Origin of the sequence: Acetobacter thailandicus, from assembly GCF_011516655.1 — a bacterium.
GTDB lineage: Bacteria > Pseudomonadota > Alphaproteobacteria > Acetobacterales > Acetobacteraceae > Acetobacter > Acetobacter thailandicus.
This window is the reverse complement of record NZ_WOSV01000001.1, coordinates 126,550-146,824: the sequence shown is the minus strand read 5'-3', so window position 1 is coordinate 146,824 and position 20,275 is coordinate 126,550. Positions and strand designations below refer to the sequence as shown.

At 49.4% G+C, this 20,275-nt stretch carries 25 protein-coding genes and 3 tRNA genes; 18 read left to right on the top strand and 10 right to left on the bottom strand.

The window, feature by feature from the left end; genetic code table 11:
- Nucleotides 1-49 precede the first annotated feature (49 nt).
- Nucleotides 50-850 (bottom strand): P63C domain-containing protein, encoded by an 801-nt coding sequence (locus tag GOB58_RS13020; RefSeq protein WP_242005201.1) that lies wholly within the window; start codon nucleotides 848-850, stop codon nucleotides 50-52.
- A gap of 362 nt (nucleotides 851-1,212) precedes the next feature.
- On the opposite strand from GOB58_RS13020, the gene GOB58_RS00650 reads away from it, so the two are divergent.
- From GOB58_RS00650 to GOB58_RS00610, 10 genes are all read left to right on the top strand, one after another.
- The gene (locus GOB58_RS00650; protein WP_194299584.1) at nucleotides 1,213-1,881 is read left to right on the top strand and encodes a LexA family transcriptional regulator; all 669 of its coding nucleotides are present in this window, start codon (nucleotides 1,213-1,215) and stop codon (nucleotides 1,879-1,881) included.
- A 502-nt stretch (nucleotides 1,882-2,383) separates the two neighbouring features.
- Nucleotides 2,384-3,211 (top strand): hypothetical protein, encoded by an 828-nt coding sequence (locus GOB58_RS00645; RefSeq protein ID WP_173559039.1) that lies wholly within the window; start codon nucleotides 2,384-2,386, stop codon nucleotides 3,209-3,211.
- Nucleotides 3,212-3,567: 356 nt separating this feature from the next.
- The gene (locus GOB58_RS00640; RefSeq protein WP_173559038.1) at nucleotides 3,568-3,855 is read left to right on the top strand and encodes a hypothetical protein; all 288 of its coding nucleotides are present in this window, start codon (nucleotides 3,568-3,570) and stop codon (nucleotides 3,853-3,855) included.
- Nucleotides 3,842-4,081: a hypothetical protein gene (locus GOB58_RS00635; RefSeq protein ID WP_173559037.1), complete on the top strand. Its 240-nt coding sequence runs from the start codon at nucleotides 3,842-3,844 to the stop codon at nucleotides 4,079-4,081. Before GOB58_RS00640 ends, GOB58_RS00635 begins: the two co-directional genes overlap by 14 nt.
- Nucleotides 4,078-4,362: a hypothetical protein gene (locus GOB58_RS00630; RefSeq protein WP_173559036.1), complete on the top strand. Its 285-nt coding sequence runs from the start codon at nucleotides 4,078-4,080 to the stop codon at nucleotides 4,360-4,362. The genes GOB58_RS00635 and GOB58_RS00630 overlap by 4 nt, the downstream gene beginning before the upstream one ends.
- A complete protein-coding gene (locus GOB58_RS00625; RefSeq protein ID WP_173559035.1) occupies nucleotides 4,355-4,816 on the top strand; it encodes a hypothetical protein in 462 nt (153 codons plus the stop codon). The genes GOB58_RS00630 and GOB58_RS00625 overlap by 8 nt, the downstream gene beginning before the upstream one ends.
- A 1-nt stretch (nucleotide 4,817) precedes the next feature.
- Nucleotides 4,818-5,669, top strand: coding sequence for a phage recombination protein Bet (bet, locus tag GOB58_RS00620; RefSeq protein ID WP_173559034.1), 852 nt, complete (start codon nucleotides 4,818-4,820; stop codon nucleotides 5,667-5,669).
- 181 nt (nucleotides 5,670-5,850) lie between these two features.
- A complete protein-coding gene (locus tag GOB58_RS00615) occupies nucleotides 5,851-6,252 on the top strand; it encodes a 3'-5' exonuclease (protein WP_265792613.1) in 402 nt (133 codons plus the stop codon).
- A gap of 105 nt (nucleotides 6,253-6,357) precedes the next feature.
- Nucleotides 6,358-6,732 carry a hypothetical protein gene (locus tag GOB58_RS13015; RefSeq protein WP_242005209.1) on the top strand — a complete coding sequence of 125 codons (375 nt, stop codon included), beginning with the start codon at nucleotides 6,358-6,360 and terminating at the stop codon, nucleotides 6,730-6,732.
- A gap of 95 nt (nucleotides 6,733-6,827) precedes the next feature.
- On the top strand, nucleotides 6,828-7,628 hold the full coding sequence (locus GOB58_RS00610) for a tyrosine-type recombinase/integrase (protein WP_242005199.1): 801 nt from the start codon (nucleotides 6,828-6,830) through the stop codon (nucleotides 7,626-7,628).
- 122 nt (nucleotides 7,629-7,750) lie between these two features.
- Here the strand turns inward: GOB58_RS00610 and GOB58_RS00605 are convergent.
- Nucleotides 7,751-7,825: transfer RNA gene (locus GOB58_RS00605), tRNA-Val, on the bottom strand.
- A gap of 67 nt (nucleotides 7,826-7,892) precedes the next feature.
- Between GOB58_RS00605 and GOB58_RS00600 the strand changes: the two genes are divergently transcribed.
- The gene (locus GOB58_RS00600) at nucleotides 7,893-8,792 is read left to right on the top strand and encodes an N-formylglutamate amidohydrolase (RefSeq protein WP_173559032.1); all 900 of its coding nucleotides are present in this window, start codon (nucleotides 7,893-7,895) and stop codon (nucleotides 8,790-8,792) included.
- A 94-nt stretch (nucleotides 8,793-8,886) separates the two neighbouring features.
- Entirely contained in the window at nucleotides 8,887-9,684 is a 798-nt protein-coding gene (locus tag GOB58_RS00595; RefSeq protein WP_242005174.1) for an acid phosphatase, read from the top strand.
- 18 nt (nucleotides 9,685-9,702) lie between these two features.
- On the opposite strand, the gene GOB58_RS00590 is transcribed toward GOB58_RS00595, so the two are convergent.
- Both GOB58_RS00590 and hpnA read right to left on the bottom strand, forming a co-directional pair.
- Nucleotides 9,703-10,104, bottom strand: coding sequence for a DUF4354 family protein (locus GOB58_RS00590; protein ID WP_086555213.1), 402 nt, complete (start codon nucleotides 10,102-10,104; stop codon nucleotides 9,703-9,705).
- 161 nt (nucleotides 10,105-10,265) lie between these two features.
- Nucleotides 10,266-11,261 (bottom strand): hopanoid-associated sugar epimerase, encoded by a 996-nt coding sequence (gene hpnA / locus GOB58_RS00585; protein ID WP_173559031.1) that lies wholly within the window; start codon nucleotides 11,259-11,261, stop codon nucleotides 10,266-10,268.
- A 216-nt stretch (nucleotides 11,262-11,477) separates the two neighbouring features.
- Here hpnA and GOB58_RS00580 point away from each other — a divergent pair, with 216 nt between their 5' ends.
- Together GOB58_RS00580 and GOB58_RS00575 are read left to right on the top strand one after the other, a co-directional pair.
- Nucleotides 11,478-12,533 (top strand): lysylphosphatidylglycerol synthase domain-containing protein, encoded by a 1,056-nt coding sequence (locus tag GOB58_RS00580; protein WP_086555211.1) that lies wholly within the window; start codon nucleotides 11,478-11,480, stop codon nucleotides 12,531-12,533.
- Between the two features lie 5 nt (nucleotides 12,534-12,538).
- Nucleotides 12,539-13,426: a prephenate dehydrogenase/arogenate dehydrogenase family protein gene (locus GOB58_RS00575; protein WP_173559030.1), complete on the top strand. Its 888-nt coding sequence runs from the start codon at nucleotides 12,539-12,541 to the stop codon at nucleotides 13,424-13,426.
- Between the two features lie 3 nt (nucleotides 13,427-13,429).
- On the opposite strand, the gene GOB58_RS00570 is transcribed toward GOB58_RS00575, so the two are convergent.
- From GOB58_RS00570 to GOB58_RS00560, 3 genes are all read right to left on the bottom strand, one after another.
- Entirely contained in the window at nucleotides 13,430-14,095 is a 666-nt protein-coding gene (locus GOB58_RS00570; RefSeq protein ID WP_242005173.1) for a tetratricopeptide repeat protein, read from the bottom strand.
- Between the two features lie 87 nt (nucleotides 14,096-14,182).
- Nucleotides 14,183-14,308 carry a type B 50S ribosomal protein L36 gene (ykgO, locus tag GOB58_RS00565; RefSeq protein ID WP_003625637.1) on the bottom strand — a complete coding sequence of 42 codons (126 nt, stop codon included), beginning with the start codon at nucleotides 14,306-14,308 and terminating at the stop codon, nucleotides 14,183-14,185.
- Nucleotides 14,309-14,441: 133 nt separating this feature from the next.
- Complete coding sequence (locus GOB58_RS00560; protein WP_086555208.1) at nucleotides 14,442-15,368, bottom strand: hydrogen peroxide-inducible genes activator; 927 nt, start codon at nucleotides 15,366-15,368, stop codon at nucleotides 14,442-14,444.
- Between the two features lie 172 nt (nucleotides 15,369-15,540).
- Between GOB58_RS00560 and GOB58_RS00555 the strand changes: the two genes are divergently transcribed.
- Both GOB58_RS00555 and GOB58_RS00550 read left to right on the top strand, forming a co-directional pair.
- Nucleotides 15,541-16,083, top strand: coding sequence for a peroxiredoxin (locus GOB58_RS00555; protein WP_086555207.1), 543 nt, complete (start codon nucleotides 15,541-15,543; stop codon nucleotides 16,081-16,083).
- Nucleotides 16,084-16,323: 240 nt separating this feature from the next.
- On the top strand, nucleotides 16,324-16,851 hold the full coding sequence (locus tag GOB58_RS00550) for a carboxymuconolactone decarboxylase family protein (RefSeq protein WP_086555206.1): 528 nt from the start codon (nucleotides 16,324-16,326) through the stop codon (nucleotides 16,849-16,851).
- Nucleotides 16,852-16,996: 145 nt separating this feature from the next.
- Here GOB58_RS00550 and GOB58_RS00545 read toward each other — a convergent pair.
- Nucleotides 16,997-17,073, bottom strand: a tRNA-Asp gene (locus GOB58_RS00545).
- Nucleotides 17,074-17,479: 406 nt separating this feature from the next.
- On the opposite strand from GOB58_RS00545, the gene GOB58_RS00540 reads away from it, so the two are divergent.
- The gene (locus GOB58_RS00540) at nucleotides 17,480-18,424 is read left to right on the top strand and encodes a hypothetical protein (protein ID WP_242005197.1); all 945 of its coding nucleotides are present in this window, start codon (nucleotides 17,480-17,482) and stop codon (nucleotides 18,422-18,424) included.
- A gap of 50 nt (nucleotides 18,425-18,474) precedes the next feature.
- On the opposite strand, the gene GOB58_RS00535 is transcribed toward GOB58_RS00540, so the two are convergent.
- Nucleotides 18,475-19,296 (bottom strand): DODA-type extradiol aromatic ring-opening family dioxygenase, encoded by an 822-nt coding sequence (locus GOB58_RS00535; protein WP_173559028.1) that lies wholly within the window; start codon nucleotides 19,294-19,296, stop codon nucleotides 18,475-18,477.
- A 180-nt stretch (nucleotides 19,297-19,476) separates the two neighbouring features.
- The gene (ppa, locus tag GOB58_RS00530) at nucleotides 19,477-20,001 is read right to left on the bottom strand and encodes an inorganic diphosphatase (protein WP_086555204.1); all 525 of its coding nucleotides are present in this window, start codon (nucleotides 19,999-20,001) and stop codon (nucleotides 19,477-19,479) included.
- Between the two features lie 160 nt (nucleotides 20,002-20,161).
- Here ppa and GOB58_RS00525 point away from each other — a divergent pair.
- Nucleotides 20,162-20,235, top strand: a tRNA-Ile gene (locus tag GOB58_RS00525).
- The last annotated feature ends 40 nt before the right edge of the window (nucleotides 20,236-20,275 follow it).

The following is a 20,275-nucleotide window of genomic DNA, read 5'->3' as shown; positions in this document are numbered from 1 at the left end:
CGCGTCCAGGATCGAGGACGCCGGGCAGAAGTCTTCTCCAGGGTGATTGTCATTTTACATACTCCAGAGCTGGAGAAGAAACCCGTTGCGATATTTCGTTGAACATCATGCCGATTTGGGTTTGTTTCTTAGGGAATGCCGTATTGAATATGTCATTGAAGTGCTTCGGGCTTTGTGCAACAGACAACAGAGCGGTCAGCATTTTTATATGAGTTCTGAAGGGCTCATCATGCTCTGGCTTCAGCATCTGGTGATGTTTGAATGCACGGTGGTATTCAGTATTCGATGGGTTGGCGTCGCGTATTACTTCAAGACCAAGATTACCAAACAGGAACTCATACACATATTTATTGATGAATTTCCCACAGAGTGGATGATTGTTGCGTGTCGATCTGTGTACACCGAGAACACGGTGGAGCTTTTCAAAAAATGGCGGTTCGAATTTCTTTTCCCATACTCTGACTTCAGGAGAGAGTATGTTCATTGCCAGTAGCTCTTTTGTTAGTGCTGGAGCCGTATTGGTCAAACGCTTGCGCATTTCGACGAACTGGACAGAAATACCTTCCATTACGTCATCTGCGGCTGTTGTGTCGGACCTGCTCGCAAGAAATACAGCTTGTTCTTGAGTGAACCATTCAACAGTTTTAGGCCTTCCGCCTGCCTTGCCAGAGGTTTCGCGCAGCAGCAGCGCGGAACCGAGCCTATCAATGCGGCGGCGATATGCTTTCACAATTCTACGAAAATCTCGGTCACGCGCGTAACCAAGACGTCGCGCCAGTTCAGTTTCACTAATGCGCAATTCGCCGTCATGCTTCTTCTCAATATGGAACGGCATTATTTGAGTGGTCATCACACAGGCTCCACATACGGAGTGGATGAGGATACGGAATGTTTTTTCCCAGCTTGTGCCTGATACTTATTCTTTACGGAGCGTGCCGTGGGTATAAGGTCGCATAGCGGAACTTGAAGAACTTCGCTGATTTTTCTTACATGATGAACAGGAATGGCGCGCCACTGACGAATAGCAGCGGGTGTCACTTCAACAATACTCGCGAGCGCTGACACGCTGCCCGCTTTATTGATTGCGGCCTGCACACATGGTGGCCTGGTGCTAGTAGGGTTTCTGGTCATACCCGCACCGTAAGTTATTCTTTCTAATAGAGCAAGTATTTCTTACTTATGTAAATATGCGAAAGGAGGGTAAAAGAAAGAATGTCTTTCAAAGAGAATCTTCAGGATGCTATGGCGTCCGCTGGTGTAGGACCAACCGACATAGGGAACGCCTTAGGCATTTCATCGCAGGCGGTTAGTCAATGGATTTCAGGCAAGACACATCCTACTGGGAAGCGTCTAAAGGATCTTGCTATTTTTTTAGGTACCTCTTGGGAGGAACTGCATTCAGAAAAAGGCAGTCGACGAGAGATTACTAAAATAGTCCACGCTCCTTCTTACATAACTATACCCGAATATGATGTGGTAACTTCAGCGGGACCAGGCGCGGTGCCGCAGCTTTGTTCGCCTGGTGAAGGTTTGAGGCCAGCAGAGCATTGGCAGATACCTCGTGCTTATATTTCTGCCTTTTCAGACGTCCCGGATAAACTCGCCATCATTCGAGTGGCGGGAGATAGCATGGAGCCTGAGTATCAAGCGGGCGATCGGGTGCTAATGGACACTTCTCATCGTGTGCCATCTCCTCCTGGGGTTTATGTTCTTTGGGATGGCTACGGTTTGGTTCTTAAGCGGCTGGAGTTGTTACCTGGGATGGAAGAGCCACGTCGCGTAAGGATTATGAGTATAAATCCTGCGTATTCCACTTATGAACTGACTCTCGATGAGATTAGTATTAATGGGCGAGTAATCGGGAAATGGGCCTGGAAGTGATGTTGCCGGACTTTAATTCCGGCTTTGATATTTTAACTTAACGGAAGAGATATTACTCTGATATGAAGCTTACTAAGTCTCAATTTTCAGACCTAGATCGTAGGATGGGTTCTCAGAAAGAAATTGGGGTAATTGGTGGGTGGACGCCAGTTCCTGTTTCGTCCGGTGAGTGGCAAAAAATATGTGCTTTGAGCCTAGAAGGTATAGGGCTTACGGACCAGATTATACTCACTGCTTACCCCGGTCAGGGTGACAAAAGGGCTAAAGTGCATTATTCGACTCAATCTGGCTTTCAGGCTGCCAGGTTAGAAATTGGCCATGAGGACATGTGGCACATCAATAAGGGTGAGCTTCCTCCAGGATTTCCTCGTCGGGTTGGCTGTCCACATGTGCACTTATGGCAGGATAATCGATTACGCTTGATAGACGGTGCACAAAAAGCACATTTACCGTTAGCAAATAATTTACCTAATTCTATAGAAAATTGGGAGGAGGCTGTTTTATGGTTTATCACAGAATGCTGGGTAGCTCTCCCGGAACACATGGAGAAATTCGGTCTTCCTCCACAAGACAGGCTATTATAGAGAAGGTAAAAAAAGAAATAAATGCAGACAGAGAGCTTCTTGTCCGTGGCGATATTATATCAGTTGTAACTGATTGTTTATATTATGATTTTTCTTCTGTTTCTGTGCGAATAATCATTGGCCCTAAGGGTGATAGAATATTAGTTACTGATGATGGTAATGCATTGGATAGGATTGTGTCCGAAGGAAAGAGACCTTATTCTGGTGCGAGACTGGCAAGTGCAGTCGCCAAAAGATATGGGCTTACGTCACGTGATGGGATACTCCTTAGTCCAGAAATATCCGTATCTGAGATACCATCCTTTGTCGCACTCGTCTCGAATGCAAGTTCTGAGCTTGCTTTATCACTTGCCAACTATGCAGAGCCTCGTGTCTATCGCGACATAGCAAAGGAGTTCATAGATCGATTGGATGATTGGTTCCCGGGAATTTCCACTAAAAAAAATGCTGATTTTTTGGGGGCGAGTAAGAAGATGCACACTTTCGACATTGAAGCTGTGTATAAGAACAAGACACCACTTTTGATCGATGAAGTTCGCCCACGCAAAGTTAACTCTATTGTCTCTGCAAATTTTGACGTGAGCAGAAGAGAAGATATTAATGTTTCTCGTTGGGCGATTTATGATCCTGCCATAGCAAAAGATATTGGCCCTGAAAACCTATCGCTCTTAGCATCTATTACGAACGTGGTTGAAATAGATGCAATAAATAGGAATATGCTTATTACCTTAGGTATGGCTTATTAGCTAATAAGGTAGTGATTTAATGCGCATCTATAAGCATTAGCACTTCAATATTTATCGTTAATCTGTAGAATATTTTCATAAGTGGTTGCACGGTTAGCTTGAGTTGCAGATTTTTCCTGTTGATAACTATTGTTGTTTATTAAAATTTTTGCATTTTATTGTGTTGCGTATGTCCGCTTTGTGGGGCGGGTAAGTTTATACCGTGGCAAAACACACTGAAAATAAATATTTAGGCTCCATATACCTTTTGGTGTGTAAGAACGTAAATCACAAACAGTAAGAAATACTTTCTTTTTTGCTTGACGCGTAAGTAAGAAAAACTTACGTTGAGCCCATCAACCGAAAGGAGATGGGCCATGAACTACCCTGACAATATACGATCAGTACCGGGCAGCCCGATCTATGCACCTATCCGGCACAATGTATCGCCGACACGAGATAACGCTACGATTGCAATGATCGTCAGCATTTTGCGAGAGGCCTCTCAGACGATAGCAGGCCTGACGCGCAAGCTGGAGTGTAACGGGGATCTGGCTGTTCTCGCAGTCGCTCCTGATCTGGAAGCACTCGCTCAGGAAATAGAGCGCGATGATGTTGAGAAAATCCATGAACTCGCACGGGAGAACGCCTGTGAACTCGCATAATTTTCGCGCAATAGCTGGCTGGATAGCTGGCTATGTTGTCAATGCGTTCTGTCGCGCCGCTGACAATGAACTGGTGCAGGCATTGTTCGGTATTGCATTTATGCTCTGCATAACCCTGTGGATGATGTTCACAGAGACGGGAGAGGCCGTAACAGGTGATCTGATTGCCGCATTGTTGTCGATAATTTCAGTATTTTTTGATATCGGACGCGGGGTGTTGTCATGAGCCGCAAGCAGGCAATTGAATGCGTTGAGCGTATGCAGCGCCTGATTAAATGTACGCAGCTGCTACTCGAAGGTGAGCTACAGGATTTTCAGCGAAACACTGACAACCTGTTAGACTCATTTTGCTCAATGGCAGATTTCAGCACGCTAAATCTCAGAAGTGTGCAACGCAATTTTAACGAGCTGTATAACCTTCGTCAGGAGGTTCGTGACCTGTTTAGGAAAAATCCTGAACTGCGCAGGGAAGTGCGTGATTACGTTGGGGGCGTGAGCTGTGTCTGATCCTATGTTAACTGCTGTCAATCAGGTTTACGCCGACCACCTCAAAGCTGATTTGTCGGCAATAAATAAAACGATGCTTTCTATTCGTTCAGAAAATGCGCGAACAGACAATGATACGCTGGATCTGATCGGAACTCTTGAGAGCCTTACAAAGCACACTAAACGTGCAGCTGAAATACTGCGTGAAAAACTTGGCGGGCAAATGCAGGAGGATGGTGTTGTTGCTATGCAGTCCGATGTGTGGGTCGGTAGTTTAGCCAGATCTCCTCAGACCGCGATGATAACGGATGAGTCTGCGCTCAAGATCCTGCATCCTGAGTTGTGGGAACCCCAGCCAGACAAGCTCAACAGAACCGAATTAAACAAGCTGGCCCGTAAAGGTTCTTTACCTGGCGTTAGCTTATCGAATGGTGGTGCTCCGGTTCTCCGTGTGAGTGCTAGGAAGGATGTGTGATATGACTAATTTAGTGCCACTTAACCCAGAGCAGGAAAACGAGTTAATAAACGTCTTAAGGGACAGTTTATATCCGGGGGCTGAGGATAACAGCATCCGCATGGTTATCGGATACTGTCGTGCAGCTTCTCTGGATGTGATGAAAAAGCCGGTTCATATTGTTCCTATATGGGACAAGAGTATTGGCCGTATGCGGGATGTGGTTATGCCCGGCATCTCTCTTTATCGAATTGAAGCATCACGTACTGGTCAATATATCGGCAAAAGTGAGCCTGAGTTTGGCCCCCTGCAAAATATCGAGCTTGGAGGTGTTCGGGTTCGTTTCCCTGAATGGTGCCGAATGACGGTGCGCCGCCTGGTGCATGGGCGCGAATGTGAGTTTACAGCCAAGGAGTACTGGATTGAGAACTACGCAACAGCAAAAAAAGATACTGATGCACCCAATACCATGTGGAAAAAACGTGCTTACGGCCAGCTGGCAAAGTGCGCTGAAGCTCAGGCATTGCGCATGGCGTTTCCTGAGCAGACGGGTGGTACAAATACTAATGATGAAATGGACGGTAAAATCCTGGGGCCGACCATTGATATAACCCCATCTCAGACGGAGAGTAAGACTATTGCAGCAAATATAGATCACATAAAGATTTTTGCGGAACGTCTAACTAAGTGCATTCATGCGAATGATGTGGATGGTTTGTGGTCGAAGTGGGAGATGGTAATTCAGAGAGCAGAGGAAGCAGGACGACCGATTGCGCCTGAGGTTCAGTCAACCGTGTTTGATATGATTGGCGATAAACGCTCAGAGTTTTCAGAGCAGGTAGCAGAAGAACAGATTGAAGAGGTGGTAGCATGATTCTTTTTTATGATACAGAAACCACCGGCCTTCCGGACAAATATTGTAGTCTGGATGATCCTAAGCAGCCACGTTGCGTTCAGCTTGCGGCAATTCTTACAGATGATAAGGCGTTGAGCAGTCATGTATTAATCTGGTTGTTCATCCTGACGACTGGACTATCCCTGCTGGCGCAGCAGCTGTGCATGGCATCACCACAGAAACAGCAAAGAAAATAGGAATCAGAGAGGCAGTTGTTGCAACAGCCTTTTATGACCTTCTTCATAAAGCAGATCTTGTCGTTGCTCATAATGAGAAGTTTGATCGGCAAATTATACGAATTATGTTCAGCCGTCTGAAGCGTGGCTGGGTATTTGATAAACCTGCCTGTGACACGATGGAGATATCAGCTCCGATTGTTGATTTGCCGCCAACGCCCCGGATGGTCAGAGCCGGTATTAATAAGCCAAAAGCGCCAAAACTTGAGGAGTGTATAGAGCACTTTTTCGGAGAAAAGCTTGAGGGAGCACATGACGCTCTTGTTGATGTTCGGGCATGCGCTCGTTTGTTTTTTCATCTGAAGTCTTCAGGAGCCGCCGTATGACCACAAACAACTGGCCTGATCCTGCATGCCCTCGTTTATCATGCGCTATTTTTAACGAGAGGTATGCTGCTATTGCCGCGGAATTGCTGAAAAAGGAGGGGCGGCATGGGTGATGAGTTATCTAACCTTCTCATGATGAAGGATCTTTTGCCTAGATTGAGTGGCAAAATAGGTGAAACAAGACTGAGAAAACACCTGCAGGAGACGCCTGTTTTTGCAGGAGGCCCCACTCATAGACGATGGGGTAAAAAAATTGTTTTCTCTGGTGATGATATTGAAAGACTGTTGAAAAGTTTAGAATGTCCCTCAAAATTGTCAGTCGCGCCGGCCGCGAATACCTTTACGTCCGTGGAACCGTCTGCGGAAAAAGCATATTTGAGAGCACAGGCACTACTGACAAAAAGCAAGCCGAAGCATACCGGGCAAAACGCGAGGCGGAGCTCTGGACGGCAGGAATTTACGGCGCACGAGCTGTCATAACATTTTCCAGTGCTGTTCAGGCGTATGTCGAAGCTGAAGATCGGTCAGAAGCAACAAAAGCTTATCTTGCAAGACTTCTCCCTCATTTTGGCAGAATGAAGCTGGCTGATATTACGCAGGAGGTAATCGACAACTCTTATGCCAGGATTTTGCAAAAGGGTCGCGATTCCTCACCAGCTACAAAAGTCAGAGGAGTTTTGACACCGATACAGTCTGTTCTGACGTTTGCAGCAATCCGTCAGTGGTGTGACAAGCCTGCATTTAAAGGCCCATCAATTCCGAAGTCGCGATCATTTTTTTTAAATCCTGACGACGCAACACGACTGGTTCAGGCGGCCGCACCCCACATCAGGCCATTGCTTATATTTCTTCTATGCACAGGATGCCGGCTGTCTGAGGCGGTTGAACTGGACTGGCGAGATGTTGACATACGAGGGAGGAGGGCAGTCGTCTGGCAAAAACAGGGGAATGAACGGTACGTTGAGCTTGTGCCGAGAGTTATAAATTCTTTGCTGTCATTAAAAGATCGTGATGGCCCGGTTTTTAGGCCAAAGCACAGAGTTGATAGGGTGACGGCTGGATTCGCGGATAACAAACGGCAGAGCGGCGGCCAGATTAAGGCGGCATGGTCTGTCGCATGTCGCAATGCCGGATTCTCTGGCCATATGCGTGTATGGACTCCGAAGGGGAAAAGTAGAGAGCAGTCATTTTTTGTGCCGGATATAACTCCGCACGATCTGAGGCACACATGGGCATCATGGCATTATTGTCTGCACAAAGACATTCTGGCTCTAAAAGAAGAGGGGGGATGGGCTACAATGTCCATCGTTGCTCACTATGCCAAAAAAATGCCTGCTGAATATAAAGAGGACATACGAGTCTGGTGGGGTTTATAGCAGAACGGATCTGGCACGGATCTGGCACAGTTCCAAATGATATTAAGCGGTATCAGATGGCATTAAATGATATATAAATTTTTGGGGAATGTCTTAAAAACCGCAGTTTTCTGCGACAGGAATGGTGGGCGCAGCAGGGATTGAACCTACGACCCCTACCATGTCAAGGTAGTGCTCTACCGCTGAGCTATGCGCCCACCATTCCTGTCCTGTGGGGCTTTTATCCTGCTTGTGTTCTGTGTGCAACCCTACAATGATAGAGGAATGAAAAATTTTACCCATTTTTTTGTGCGTAAAGGTCTGAAATCCTTTTTTCCTGCTCACAGTGAACAATTTCATAGTGAAGCCAGCGCACCATATGGCGTTGTGGGTAAGACTGTCGTGCCGGTTGTGCTGGCTTCTCCTCATTCCGGGCGGTGTTATTCTGAGGCGTTTGTCAGTAACAGTCGTCAGCCTTTATCTGTTTTGCGCCGCGGTGAAGATAGCTACGTTGAAGAGCTGGCGGCTGAAGCTCAGGCGTGTGGGCCGACCTTACTTCATGCCCTGTTTCCCCGTGTGTTTTGCGATGCAAACCGCGCAGCCTGGGATATGGATCCTCGTATGTTTGACGGGCCGGTGCCGGCCTTTGTAAAACCGTCTGAACGGGCTTTTTCTGGCCTGGGGTCTGTACCGCGTATCGCCGCAGGTAACTGTAATATTTATCGTAAGGCAATCCCTTTTGAGGAGGCCGCACGAAGAATACAGACATGCTGGCTCCCTTATCATCACGCTTTATATCAGTTACTGGGGCAGGCCCATACACGCTTTGGAATAGTGCTTCTGCTCGATCTCCACTCCATGCCTGATGCGCCTGATGCGGGTTCACCCGATTTTGTTCTGGGTGACTGTCATGGCCGGAGCTGTGCGGCCCGTTTTACTGACTGTGCTGAACATGAACTGCGCCAGGCCGGGTTTAGAGTGTCACGTAATAAGCCTTATGCTGGCGGTTATATCACGCAGCATTATGGCAGACCGCAGAACGGCTTTCATGCATTGCAGATCGAAATGCGTCGCAGCCTATATATGAAAGAGGCAACGTATGAAAAAATTGAAAATTTTTCTGAACTCAGTTCAGCACTCAGGTCTCTGACTGAGGTTCTTATAAAAGAGAGTCTGAGTTCTTAATGGAGAGTAATGGTTAATATTTTGTGAAAGGATAGAAATTTTCAAGACGATGTGTGAAACGTAGCCTTCTCAGATGGTGTAATGGATACAGAAGATGAAAATGAAAAAGAGCGCAGGTCTTCTGTGTTTTGTAGTGAGTTTTACAGCTGCTTTGTCGGCCTGTTCTTCAGGGCACGCTGGTTCGGTTATTCCGGCTGCGTCTTTGCCTGACGCGCGTGAGGTTTTGCCACCGCCGCCTGTTCCGGGTAGTGCAGGTCAGGCTGATGATGATCAGGTATTTAAAGCAACCCGTGACCTGCGGGGCAGCTCACGCTGGATGCTTGCTCAGCATGATGCACTCCTTGATAAAGCGACCCTGCTGGAAGATTTTTCATGCGCTGTTGGGTATAAACTTGATCTTAAACAAGCTCCGCATCTGAAGTCGTTTTTTGATAAGGTTGCCCCGGCGATTAAAGAGAGAACATCTCAGGTTAAGCACCTCTGGCACCGTCGTCGTCCGTTTGTTGGTACTGACCAGCCAACATGCACAACAGTCGCTGACTTAGGGCTTTATTCTTCGTTCCCTTCTGGTCACACAACAGCGGGATATGGCATGGCCTTGGTGCTGGCCAGTCTTTTGCCTGAGAAGGCTGGTCCTGTTTTGCAGCGGGGTCGTGTTTTTGGTGAAAGCCGGATTGTTTGCGGCGTCCACTGGAAGTCAGACGTAGAGGCTGGTTACCTGAATGCAGCATCGCAAATGAGTGTTCTGCTGCGGGAACCTTCGCTGCAGGAGGATCTTAAAGCTGCTCAGGATGAGCTGCGCGCTATGGCGCACACTCAGCCTCCGGTGGATGCTGCACAGTGTCAGACAGAGCGGGATGCGGCTGACCATTCCCTGTTGTCAGCACCCTGAGTAATTTTAATAAGTCTGTTAGCGGGAGATTCTGACAAAATTACAGTTGTCAGAGAGTTTGACGATAACGGGTTTTGAGATGATGTCATCGTGTGAGGCAAAGATAGCCGTACCTGTTGCTGGTTGTCCCTTTTTCAGGAAACCAGTAACCAGGTTGGCATCTACTGTATCAAGTCTGAGTTCTTTGTTTTCGGCAGAGTATGCTTTTAAGCAGATCTTGGATAAATCAGCTTCTGTATCTGATAAATTAGATATGGTGATATTATAGGTCTTCACATAGGCTGTGTTTGACCCGGTAGCGATTGATCCGTGAGATTTTTCGATGGCATAGACAGAGATGCTGTCATATGCGTTTGCGTAAGCCGAAGTAACAGACCCGAGAAGTAATGAGGCGGCTATAATATATGCAGAAAATTTCATAACAAATTTCCATTTTGATTTTTATAAAAATATCTTTGGATCGTTTATAGATTATATAGATTATTGTAAATTAATTTTAATTATTTTTTATGGTAAAAACAGGCATAAAAAACCGCCTGATTTTACCATATTTTTTTAAGTCTTTACTGATATTTGAAATATTATTTCAGCATATCATGTGAGCGAAACCAGCTAACGGCATCTTCAACGGCTTCTCGTGCGGGGCGGGGAGCATAGCCCAGTTCTGCGATGGCTTTGTCAGAGGAGAAAAACATCTTTTTTCGTGACATTGCCAGCATTTCACGGGTGACCCGTGGGGTAATGCCAAAGCTGCGGGATAGCCATTCTGAAGCAATAGCAACGGGCCATATCACCTCGGGGGAAAGGCGGACTTTTGGTTTTGCGACGTGAGCAATCTCTGCAACCATGGCGAACAGGTCACGCAGCAGGTAGTTCTCTCCGCCAAGAATATATTTTTCGCCTATAACACCACGCTCGAGCGCCAGAGCGTGACCTTCGGCCACGTCATCGACGTGCACAATATTGACACCACTATCAACATAAGCGGGCATTCGCCCGGCAGCGCAGTCGAGAATCATCTGCCCGGTAGGTGTTGGCTTAATGTCTCGCGGTCCCACTGGTGTTGAGGGGTTAACAATCACGGCAGGCAGGTTTTCGTCGCGTACCAGGCGCAGCACTTCCTGCTCAGCTCTGTATTTGGAGCGTTTATAAATGCCAATAACACTATGCTCATGCACCGGTGTATTTTCATTGCTGATCGTGCCATCGCCAATCAGCCCCAGAGCAGCGACGGAGGAACAGTAGACAATGCGCTCTGCACCAGCTGCTTTTGCAGCCAGCATCAGTTTGCGTGTGCCCTCAACGTTGGCGGTCATCATCGGTGTTGGGTCTGGCACCCACAGACGGTAATCAGCGGCAACATGAAATACGTAGCGGCAGCCTTTGACGGCCTGATCAAAACTCTCCGGGCGGGAGAGGTCGCCCTCTGTCAGTTCAGCCGGAATATCGGCAATGTTCTGACGGTCGCTTCCTTTGCGCACCATCAGCCTGAGCGAGTGGCCATGTTTAACCAGAGCGCGGGCTACGGCTGAGCCAACAAAACCGGTTGCGCCGGTTACAAGCGTATGAGCAGTCATCAAAGGGGCTCCCGCAGGGGTATGAAGTAAGAACAGGGCTGTTAAGCCCGAAATGCTGGTTTGTTTCTTTTATCCTGTCATCCAAGGTGGCGCCAGACCCTGTGCTGGTGTAATAGGTCTGACTTATATACCTAACGCCCTCCTTCATGATGATTTCATGACAGGTTTCTGGAAGGTCCGGCGGGGGCTTTTCGGGCAGACACTAAAGCGCGTACTGTGAAGAAGCTTACTGTTTTTCTGACCCTGCTGGGCTTACTTGTTATTACTGCAGCTATGGCGTGGAGTGGTTTTGGTGCCGTGGCGCATGCGGTTATGCGCATTGGTCCGGGCGGCTTTCTGCTTATGGTATTGTGTCAGCTTCTGGTTGATGGTGTGCTTGGGCTCGCCTGGAGCGCGGCTGTGCCAGAGATTGGCTTCCTGAAGCTGACCGGTGCGCGTATGGTGCGGGACGCAGCGGCATCCTGTCTGCCATTTTCCCAGCTCGGCGGTTTTGTTATCGGTATTCGTGCCACCTGTTCTGTGCGCGGGGCCGGTAAACGCAAAGTGGACCTGCCTGAGGCTGCAACCGCGAACCTTGTTGATATTACAACTGAGGTGATGGGGCAGGTAGCGTTTGTGCTGCTGGCTGTTGGGTGCCTTGCTGCGCATCAGCGTAACAGTCCTCTTGTCATACCTGTTATCATTGGCGCGGTTTTTCTGATGATGGGTGCCGCAGGCTTTGTCTGGACACAAAGGCACGGCGGCAGTCTGTTTCGCCATCTGGGCAATAAGCTGACCAGTAACATTCTTGCACAGTGGCAGGATATCCTGCTGAATAGTGCAGACGAAGTGCAGCAGCGTATGGAAGCCGTCTGGTCGCGTCCGTTGCGTATTGCTCTCTCCGCTTTTTATCATCTTATTGGCTGGATCAGCAGTGCAGGCATGCTGTGGCTTACAGCTGGTTTTCTGGGAGTGCACCTTAACCTGGTGAACGCCATTGCGATTGAAGGCGTAACCTGTGCTGTGTTGTCTATGGGCTTTCTGGTGCCAGGCAACCTCGGGGTGCAGGAGGGCGCTTATATTGCTCTTGGGCATGCTTTTGGTATTGACGCTTCAGTTTCCCTGGGCCTTTCCCTTTTGCGGCGTGGCCGGGAGCTGAGTATTGGTGTACCGGTGTTGCTGGTGTGGCAGATGCTTGAAATGCGTGGGCTGCGAAAGCTGCCCGCCAGTAAGGACGGAGCACAGAAGCCAGAGGTTATTGAGGAAGCTGACTTCTCGGCCGTGAAGGAGTGAGGGTGGTGACTGAAGCTGTTTTCGAGACTCTTGCTGTTGTTGGCCCCGGGCTTATCGGGTCTTCAGTTTTGCGTCGTGTGCGTGAATTTCCTGGGCTTGCGCGTCGTACTATCGCTGTTGATATTGATCCTGCGGTGTGTGCCCGTGTGCAGGAGCTTGGTATTGCTGACGAAGTAACGACCGATGCTGCTGAGGCGGCAGCTCAGGCTGATTGTGTGCTTTTGTGTGTGCCTGCTGGTGCTATGGGGCATGTTGCAGCCAGCGTTCTGCCCGCTATGAAGCCTGGTGCTATTCTGAGCGAGGTCGGTTCGGTTAAGGTTTCAGTCATCGAGGCGATTACGCCTTACCTGCGGCCTGATATTGCCTATGTGCCTGTGCATCCTATGGCCGGTACAGAATTCTCAGGGCCTGATGCAGGTTTTGCTACCCTGTTTGAAGATCGCTGGTGCCTGCTGACACCGCTCGAAGACACACCGCATGAAGCGATTGAAGCGACTCTGACCTTCTGGGAGCGATGTGGTAGCCGCCTGCGTGAAATGACACCTGCGCACCATGACCGGGTTTGTGCGATTGTCAGCCATCTTCCGCACCTTCTGGCCTTTACAATCTGTGGTACAGCCGATGATCTGGCAGATGAAACGCGCTCTGAAGTGCTGGACTTTGCAGCATCAGGATTTCGGGATTTTACACGCATCGCAGCTTCTGACCCGATCATGTGGCGTGATATCTTCCTGCTTAATCGCAAGGCACTGCTGGAAATGCTGGCGCGCTTTACTGAAGATGCACAGGCAATGGCCCGTGCTATCCGCTGGGCTGATGAAGAGTATATCGTTGACCGGATAGAACGCGGTCGTAAAATCCGTAAGAGCCTTATTCAGAACCGTCAGGCCTGAAAATCAGGTTGGCTGCCCGTAAGCCAGGATATGCAGGGCATCAAGGCGTTTATGGTTTTTGTCAGCTGTCGGATTAAGCGAGAGCACTTTTTGCCATGCTTTCAGTGCGGCTTTGCCGTCTTTACGCTGTTCCTCCACCGTGCTGAGCAGGGCCCAGCTGGTCGCATCATCCGGGTCTTTTTGCAGGGCTGTGCCGAGGTCACTGACAGCGCCCTTCAGGTCACCTGCAACAAGACGAATCTGCGCGCGAGAGCGCCATAACACAGCTTTTTCGGGCTGCAATGCCAGAGCGTCGTTCATGTCTTCCGAGGCGTCATCAGGTTTCTGGTCTGTGACATCCTTTCTGGCGCGGCGCAGCAAAAGAAGTGTCGTGGGAGAGAGGCCGGCTGAGCGAAGGCTTTCCAGCTTATCAGCGATAAGATGCGCCTCATCAGCTGATGTTGTATGCGTCAGCTGTACCACCAGGGCTGCCTGAAGTTCATCGGCAGGTGATTTTTTCGGTGCATGGGCTGATGCCGCTGCGGGCGGCGGCAGGGCTTCAGATGTCTGTTCAGCTTTTTTATGATGTGCTGATGCGCATAAAGCCGCAGTGCTGCTGAGTGCAGTATAAAGCAGCAGGCCTTTAATGAGATGCCCTGAGGCGCTGCGAATAAAAGATCCTGAACGCAAAAACCCGCTCCTCCATAGAATGGAAAAACGGGTTATACGGATATCATGTCTCATCTGCCAGCCTTAAAAGGCCAGAGACAACATAAATCAGCCCTGACGGGCTTTCATGCGAGGGTTCTTTTTGTTGATAACATAAACCCGGCCACGACGACGTACTACACGGCAGTCTTTGTCACGCACTTTGGCCGATTTCAGGCTGTTTCTGATTTTCATGGCCTGTTTTTCTCCGCCAGTTCCAGATGAGTTGAAATTAAGATGAGTGCGCACATAACGTTTCGGGCGCTCTGAGTCAATAATTTGAGCCGTTATACAGTGATTTTCTTTGCATCAGGCAGTTTTTCATTTTTTATTCTGCCGCGGGAGCCAAGGTTGAAAAGGCTGCCGCCAGGGTATGAAAATCAGCAGAACGCGGAGAGCGCGGCCGCCAGGCAAGGCCGATTGTACGCCAGACCGGCCCGCCTGAGAGTGGACGGCTGATAACCGGATGAGTGCTGAGCAGGCCGTTGTCGATGGCCAGAGTCGGCACAACGCCGATACCAAGGCCAAGGGCGACCATATCTGCCATCGTATGGAGGGATGTAGCCGTAAATGTTGCATCATTTTCGTCTGAACTATCCCATCCGCGTCCCTGACGGCAGACGGCCAGTGTCTGCTCGCGCAGGCAGTGACCGTCCTCCATCATAATCATACGCTGATCTTCAAGTTGTTCGGCAGAAACGTGGCTGGCTGAGGCGAGAGGATGCCCTTCAGGCATAATGACCTGAAGGGGGTCGCGCCACAGAGGCAGGGTTTCGGTGCCATCGCACAGGCAGGGCATTGCCAGGATGAGCAGGTCCAGGCGGCCAAGGCTCAGTTTCTCAAGGAGACGTTCAGTCGTATCTTCTGTCACGGAGAGTACAATCTGAGGAAAGCGCTCCTGTATTGTGCGCACCATCGGGGTAACAAGAAAAGGCCCTATTGTCGGAATAACGCCCAGGCGTAGAGGGCCTGTCAGCGGGGTACGGGCAGCTGCTGCAAGTTGTGGTACAGCCTCAAGAGCCTCAAGGGCCTGACGCCCTTTACGGGCGACCTCCTGCCCCAGGGGGGTAAACACTACTTTTTTGCCAACGGTACGATCAAGAAGCTGGGCATCAAGCTGACGTTCGAGTGTCATAATCCCGGCTGACAGGGTAGACTGCGTTACAGCACAGGCCGCCGCTGCCCGCCCGAAATGGCGCAGTTCTGAGAGGGTAATAAGGTAGCGCAGTTGCTGTGCAGAGGGCAGGGGAAGCACAGATGTGGTCTCCGGTAAGGTCGCTGGTGAGATGTAATGATCGAATGGGTCGATGATTTGGATATAAAATATTCATTGGCATGAATTGTCATATCGCGCCATAGATAAGCCCACACACAACGGCAGTCTGTGTCGTTGTCTGATGTATCTGGCATAATAAAGGAGCAGATTTATGCTGACAGTTGGTGATAAATTTCCTGAGTTTGATCTGACAGCCGTTCCTGGTGGTCCGGAAGGTCTGAAAGGGCAGTTTGTCCAGATTTCTGACAAATCTGACGCTGGTAAGTGGAAGATCGTTTTCTTCTGGCCTAAAGATTTCACATTCGTCTGCCCGACCGAAATCGTTGCTTTCGGTAAAAAGGCTTCTGACTTTGCTGACCGTGATGCCGTTGTTTACGGTGTTTCTATCGACAGCGAGTTCGTTCACCTGAACTGGCGCCTGCACCACGAGGACCTCAAAACCCTCGAAATCCCGATGCTGGCTGACATTAAGCGTGAGCTGACAGAAGGCACGGGCGTTATGGCAAAAGACGCAGGCGTTGCTCTGCGTGCGACCTTCATTGTTGACCCGCAGGGTATCATCCGCCACGTGTCTGTTAACGATCTGTCAGTTGGTCGTAACCCACAGGAAATCGTGCGTATTCTTGATGGCCTGCAGAGCGATGAGCTGTGCCCATGTAACTGGAACAAAGGCGACGACTTTATTAAAGTCTGATCTTCTTTGTGCGTCAGGGGGTGTTATGCTGCTCAGGCAGCATAGCATGCCTCTGGCATCCCTTCCTGTTGTGGTGGGGTTTTGATGGCAGAAGCGCGCTGCGCTGCCATTGTGCGTTTTCTGATTTCAGACAAAGCGCCCGTTTTTCTTTTTTATAACTGAGTCTGCTGCTGTCTGTTTCAGTGCAATGAAACAGTGTTTGATGTTGCCTGCTTTATTTTCCTGATAAGGATGGATCTGATGTCTATTGATGCTCTGAAAAATCGTATTCCTGATTATGCAAAAGACCTGCGTCTTAACCTTAGCTCTCTGGCAAACGATGTTACGCTGACACCGCAGCAGCTGGCTGGTACCTTTGTTGCCTCAGCCCTTGCGTCGCGTAATGACGAAGTGATTAAAGCTGTTACGGCTGAGTTTTCTGACCGTCTTTCTCCTGAAGCGCTGAATGCAGCAAAATCTGCTGCCGCGATTATGGGTATGAATAATATTTATTATCGCTTTGTTCATATGGCTGGTGATGAATATGCTAAAATGCCTGCACAGCTGCGTATGAGTGTTATTGGCCGCCCCGGGGTCGAAAAAGAAGATTTTGAACTGTGGTCTCTGGCTGTTTCAGCGATTAATGGCTGTGAGCTGTGCATTACGAGCCATGAAAAAATTGTGAGAGAAGCTCTGGGTGCTCAGGCTGTGCAGACTGCTGCACGTATTGCGGCTACCGTACACGGCGTTGCTGTAACGCTTGACGGTGTAAGCGCTCTTGAAAGCTGAGTAACAGTTTGTAGTGATTAAATGTGATCAGAGGCAGGCACCGCAGAGCGGGTCTGCCTTAAGTCATATGCTGATATGAAGTTACATGCCAGGACACAACTCTGTGTCACATGGTGCGCTCATTCTGATAAAATTTTTAAGAGAATGGCGCGAGTGACGGGGCTCGAACCCGCGACCTCCGGCGTGACAGGCCGGCGCTCTAACCAACTGAGCTACACCCGCATTTTCTGACGCTCACTGTCGTTTCGTGTGCGTCGGTATGTCGCGTTTTATAGCGTTGTTTTTTTCTTTGGCAATATGCTTTTTTCAAAAAAATACGTTTTTGTGCATTTTTTTAAATTTATCGTTTTGAGGTGCTGTTACAATATGTCCATTTTGTTGCCTGAAAAGCAACATTCAGCATTTTATCGTTGCTAAAATGAAATTTTATTTATCTTTGGTGCTATTCTCTGTAATAATAAAGACCGTGCCTGTTTCTCTGTTAATGAAGCAGAATGACTGGCAAAAAAGCTGAAAAAGATGCGGTCAGAGGGAGGGCACAGAATTGATCAGATATAGAGCACGTTATGCAGTAAAGTTTTTAACAACATTTACCGTTTCGCTCTGTTTCAGCTCTTATTCTTCTGTCCTGGCATCTGAGACTGAACATTCTTTAACTGCTCCTCCTGAAGTACAGGCTGTTACGAAGCCGCAATGGTATACGGGTTCTCTTGTCTCTCCTTCCGGGGCTATGACGCAAAAGGGTATCCTCGCGATTGAGCCTTATGTGACCTACAATCAGCCTGTGGGGTATATTGATAGTAACGGGAATATCGGGCCGTTACATCCGCGCACAAAAAATATCACTAATTTTACAATGATTAAATATTCTATCACGGACAACGTCAGTGTGCAGACATTGCCGACGTTCAGTTATCGCTGGGGCGGTCACGGGAACCAGACAAGCAGCGGGGTCAAGTTTTCTGATCTGCCGGTTGATGTGATGTGGCGTTATCTGGATGCGAATCCTGATCGTTTTATTCCGGCTCTGAGTGCTTTTGTGGGTATGGCATTTCCGACCGGAGATTATCAGAGAATCGACCGCACTCAGGATGGTGTAGGGTCTGGAACATATACTCTGCGCCTGGCTCTGACTGAGCAGTCCACTTACACGTTGCCCGGTAACCATGCGTTGCGCCTGCGTATGTGGGCAACGCTGCGTAAGCCCCTGAACAAAGCGCAGTTGCATGGTATGAGCAGTTACGGCACAGAGCCCGGATTTCGTGGCAACGCCCGCGCCGGCCTTTTTGGTTCGGCAGGTTTCTCTCTCGAATATGGTATTAATCAGAAGTGGGTGCTGGCAATGGATATTGCTCGTGACTGGAGCAATGGCAGCCGTGTGCGCGGTGTCATGAAGGATGGCAGTATCATTGACAATATGGGCAGCCCGTCAGGTGACTGGCTGGCTGCACCGGCAGTTGAGTTCAGCTGGAGCCCCAATTTTGGCGTCATCTGTGGGTCATCAGTTTACTTTGCCGGCCACAATACCAGTCTTGTGGTGTCGCCCCAGTGTGCTTTGAATACAGTGTTCTGATTGATCTGTTCTGTGAGGGGTGAGGCCTGCGTTAGAGCAGGCCCCCGAGATTATCCGAAGCGGAAGCCCGAGAGAGCTTTGCCAAGAACTGTGTCGCTATAAATACGCTCCCCCTGATCAGCTCCGGCTGCGCCGGCTGCGACCATCAGCGGGAGCAGATGTTCTTCACGCGGATGAATGACGCGTGCAGCGGGGGCTTCCTCCCAATGTATCAGGGCATTGTTGCGCTCTGCTTCGGGCAGGCAGGCTGCTTTATCAAGCCATGTGTCAAATGCTACCGCGTCCTGATCTGTCTTTGGGTTGGCTGTCATAAAGTGACGCAGATTATGGTAGCTCATGCCTGTGCTGACAATGAGTACATTCTGGTCTCTGAGCGGAGCGAGCGCCTTACCAGCCTGAATATGAAAGGCCGGATCAAGGTCCTGGCGTAAGGAGAGCTCAACAACCGGGATGTCTGCATCAGGGAAAGCCAGCATGAACGGAATGAAAACACCGTGGTCCAGGCCGCGATCAGGGTCAGATGTTGCGCTAATCCCCGCATTTTTGAGAAGCGAACAGATTTGTGTGGCCAGTGCCGGGTTGCCCGGAGCGGGGTAGCGTAAGGAATAGGTATGCTCAGGAAAGCCGTGATAGTCATAGATCAGCTCAGGTTTTTCTGACGCTGTTACTGTGAGTGTTTCCGTCTCCCAGTGTCCTGAAACGACCAGAAGAGCATCTGGCTTCTGAGGGAGTGTATGGCTGAACCCGCGCAGGAACTCTGCCATTTTGTCCCATACATCAGGCCAGTCCATAAAAAAGCAGGGGCCGCCCCCATGGGGTATAAAAACTGCTGGCTGGCGCTTATGCGTGGTTGCAGGAGAGGTGCTGCTCATGCGCGGCAATTCCTTTGTCGGATGGCGGCCTGCTATGTCAGGCCAGGATATCATGACAGATGGGGATGCCGTATGTTTATGAAAACAGTTCTTTGCAAAAAAGAATTAAAAAACCGGAGGGCCCGATGTCAGGCCGCCTCCGGTTTCTCTGTTTATATCAGGCGTGACAGTACGTCAGGCTTATTTTTTTGCAGCTTCGAGAGCACTGGTAATGAAAGCACCTGCTTCATTGCGGTCACCCCAGCCGGTTACTTTAACCCATTTGCCGGGCTCAAGGTCTTTGTAGTGAGTGAAGAAATGTTCGATTTCTTTCACTGTCAGTTCGGGCAGGTCGGCAATGCTCTGCACTTTGCTGAAGATGGGGGAGATTTTATCATGTGGTACGCAGATGATTTTTTCGTCCTGACCTGATTCGTCTTCCATTTTCAGTACACCAATCGGGCGTGCACGAATAACAGAGCCGGGCACAACATTAGACGGTGTCAGCACCAGGGCATCGGTCGGGTCACCATCAGCAGCCAGTGTGCCGGGAATGAAACCATAAGCTGTCGGGTAAGCCATTGGTGTGAAAAGGAAGCGGTCAACAATAACTGCGCCGCTGTCTTTGTCGACTTCGTATTTGACAGATGATCCCTGAGGAATTTCGATCACGACGTTAATGTCGTTGGGAACATCTTTGCCAGGGGAAAGTTTAGAAATATCCATTACTCAGGGTACTCCGGTTTTATCAGTCAGTAGAGAGGGCAGACCCTATCCGGCGCAAGGCTTCTTGCCAAGGCAGAACAGAAAAGATGACTTTTTATCGAAAATTCGCTCATCAGCTCTTGCCAAATGGCTCAGGTTGCGTAAATCAGAGAACACCTGCGCGCCCGTAGCTCAACTGGTTAGAGCGGGCCGCTCATAACGGCTAGGTTGCGGGTTCAAGTCCTGCCGGGCGCAGGTTTCTCTATAACCTCACGTCCCTTACCAGACGGCCTAA

Bases quoted from the DNA above. Each gene is read 5' to 3' on its own strand.
- GOB58_RS00650 (WP_194299584.1), top strand. From the start codon at position 1,213: ATGTCTTTCAAAGAGAATCTTCAGGATGCTATGGCGTCCGCTGGTGTA.
- GOB58_RS13015 (WP_242005209.1), top strand. From the start codon at position 6,358: ATGGGTGATGAGTTATCTAACCTTCTCATGATGAAGGATCTTTTGCCT.
- GOB58_RS13020 (WP_242005201.1), bottom strand. From the start codon at position 850: ATGACCACTCAAATAATGCCGTTCCATATTGAGAAGAAGCATGACGGC.
- ykgO (WP_003625637.1), bottom strand. From the start codon at position 14,308: ATGAAAATCAGAAACAGCCTGAAATCGGCCAAAGTGCGTGACAAAGAC.
- GOB58_RS00555 (WP_086555207.1), top strand. From the start codon at position 15,541: ATGCTGACAGTTGGTGATAAATTTCCTGAGTTTGATCTGACAGCCGTT.
- GOB58_RS00640 (WP_173559038.1), top strand. From the start codon at position 3,568: ATGAACTACCCTGACAATATACGATCAGTACCGGGCAGCCCGATCTAT.
- GOB58_RS00600 (WP_173559032.1), top strand. From the start codon at position 7,893: ATGAAAAATTTTACCCATTTTTTTGTGCGTAAAGGTCTGAAATCCTTT.
- ppa (WP_086555204.1), bottom strand. From the start codon at position 20,001: ATGGATATTTCTAAACTTTCCCCTGGCAAAGATGTTCCCAACGACATT.
- GOB58_RS00645 (WP_173559039.1), top strand. From the start codon at position 2,384: ATGGTTTATCACAGAATGCTGGGTAGCTCTCCCGGAACACATGGAGAA.
- GOB58_RS00550 (WP_086555206.1), top strand. From the start codon at position 16,324: ATGTCTATTGATGCTCTGAAAAATCGTATTCCTGATTATGCAAAAGAC.
- GOB58_RS00535 (WP_173559028.1), bottom strand. From the start codon at position 19,296: ATGAGCAGCACCTCTCCTGCAACCACGCATAAGCGCCAGCCAGCAGTT.
- hpnA (WP_173559031.1), bottom strand. From the start codon at position 11,261: ATGACTGCTCATACGCTTGTAACCGGCGCAACCGGTTTTGTTGGCTCA.
- GOB58_RS00590 (WP_086555213.1), bottom strand. From the start codon at position 10,104: ATGAAATTTTCTGCATATATTATAGCCGCCTCATTACTTCTCGGGTCT.
- bet (WP_173559034.1), top strand. From the start codon at position 4,818: ATGACTAATTTAGTGCCACTTAACCCAGAGCAGGAAAACGAGTTAATA.
- GOB58_RS00595 (WP_242005174.1), top strand. From the start codon at position 8,887: ATGAAAATGAAAAAGAGCGCAGGTCTTCTGTGTTTTGTAGTGAGTTTT.
- GOB58_RS00610 (WP_242005199.1), top strand. From the start codon at position 6,828: ATGAAGCTGGCTGATATTACGCAGGAGGTAATCGACAACTCTTATGCC.
- GOB58_RS00630 (WP_173559036.1), top strand. From the start codon at position 4,078: ATGAGCCGCAAGCAGGCAATTGAATGCGTTGAGCGTATGCAGCGCCTG.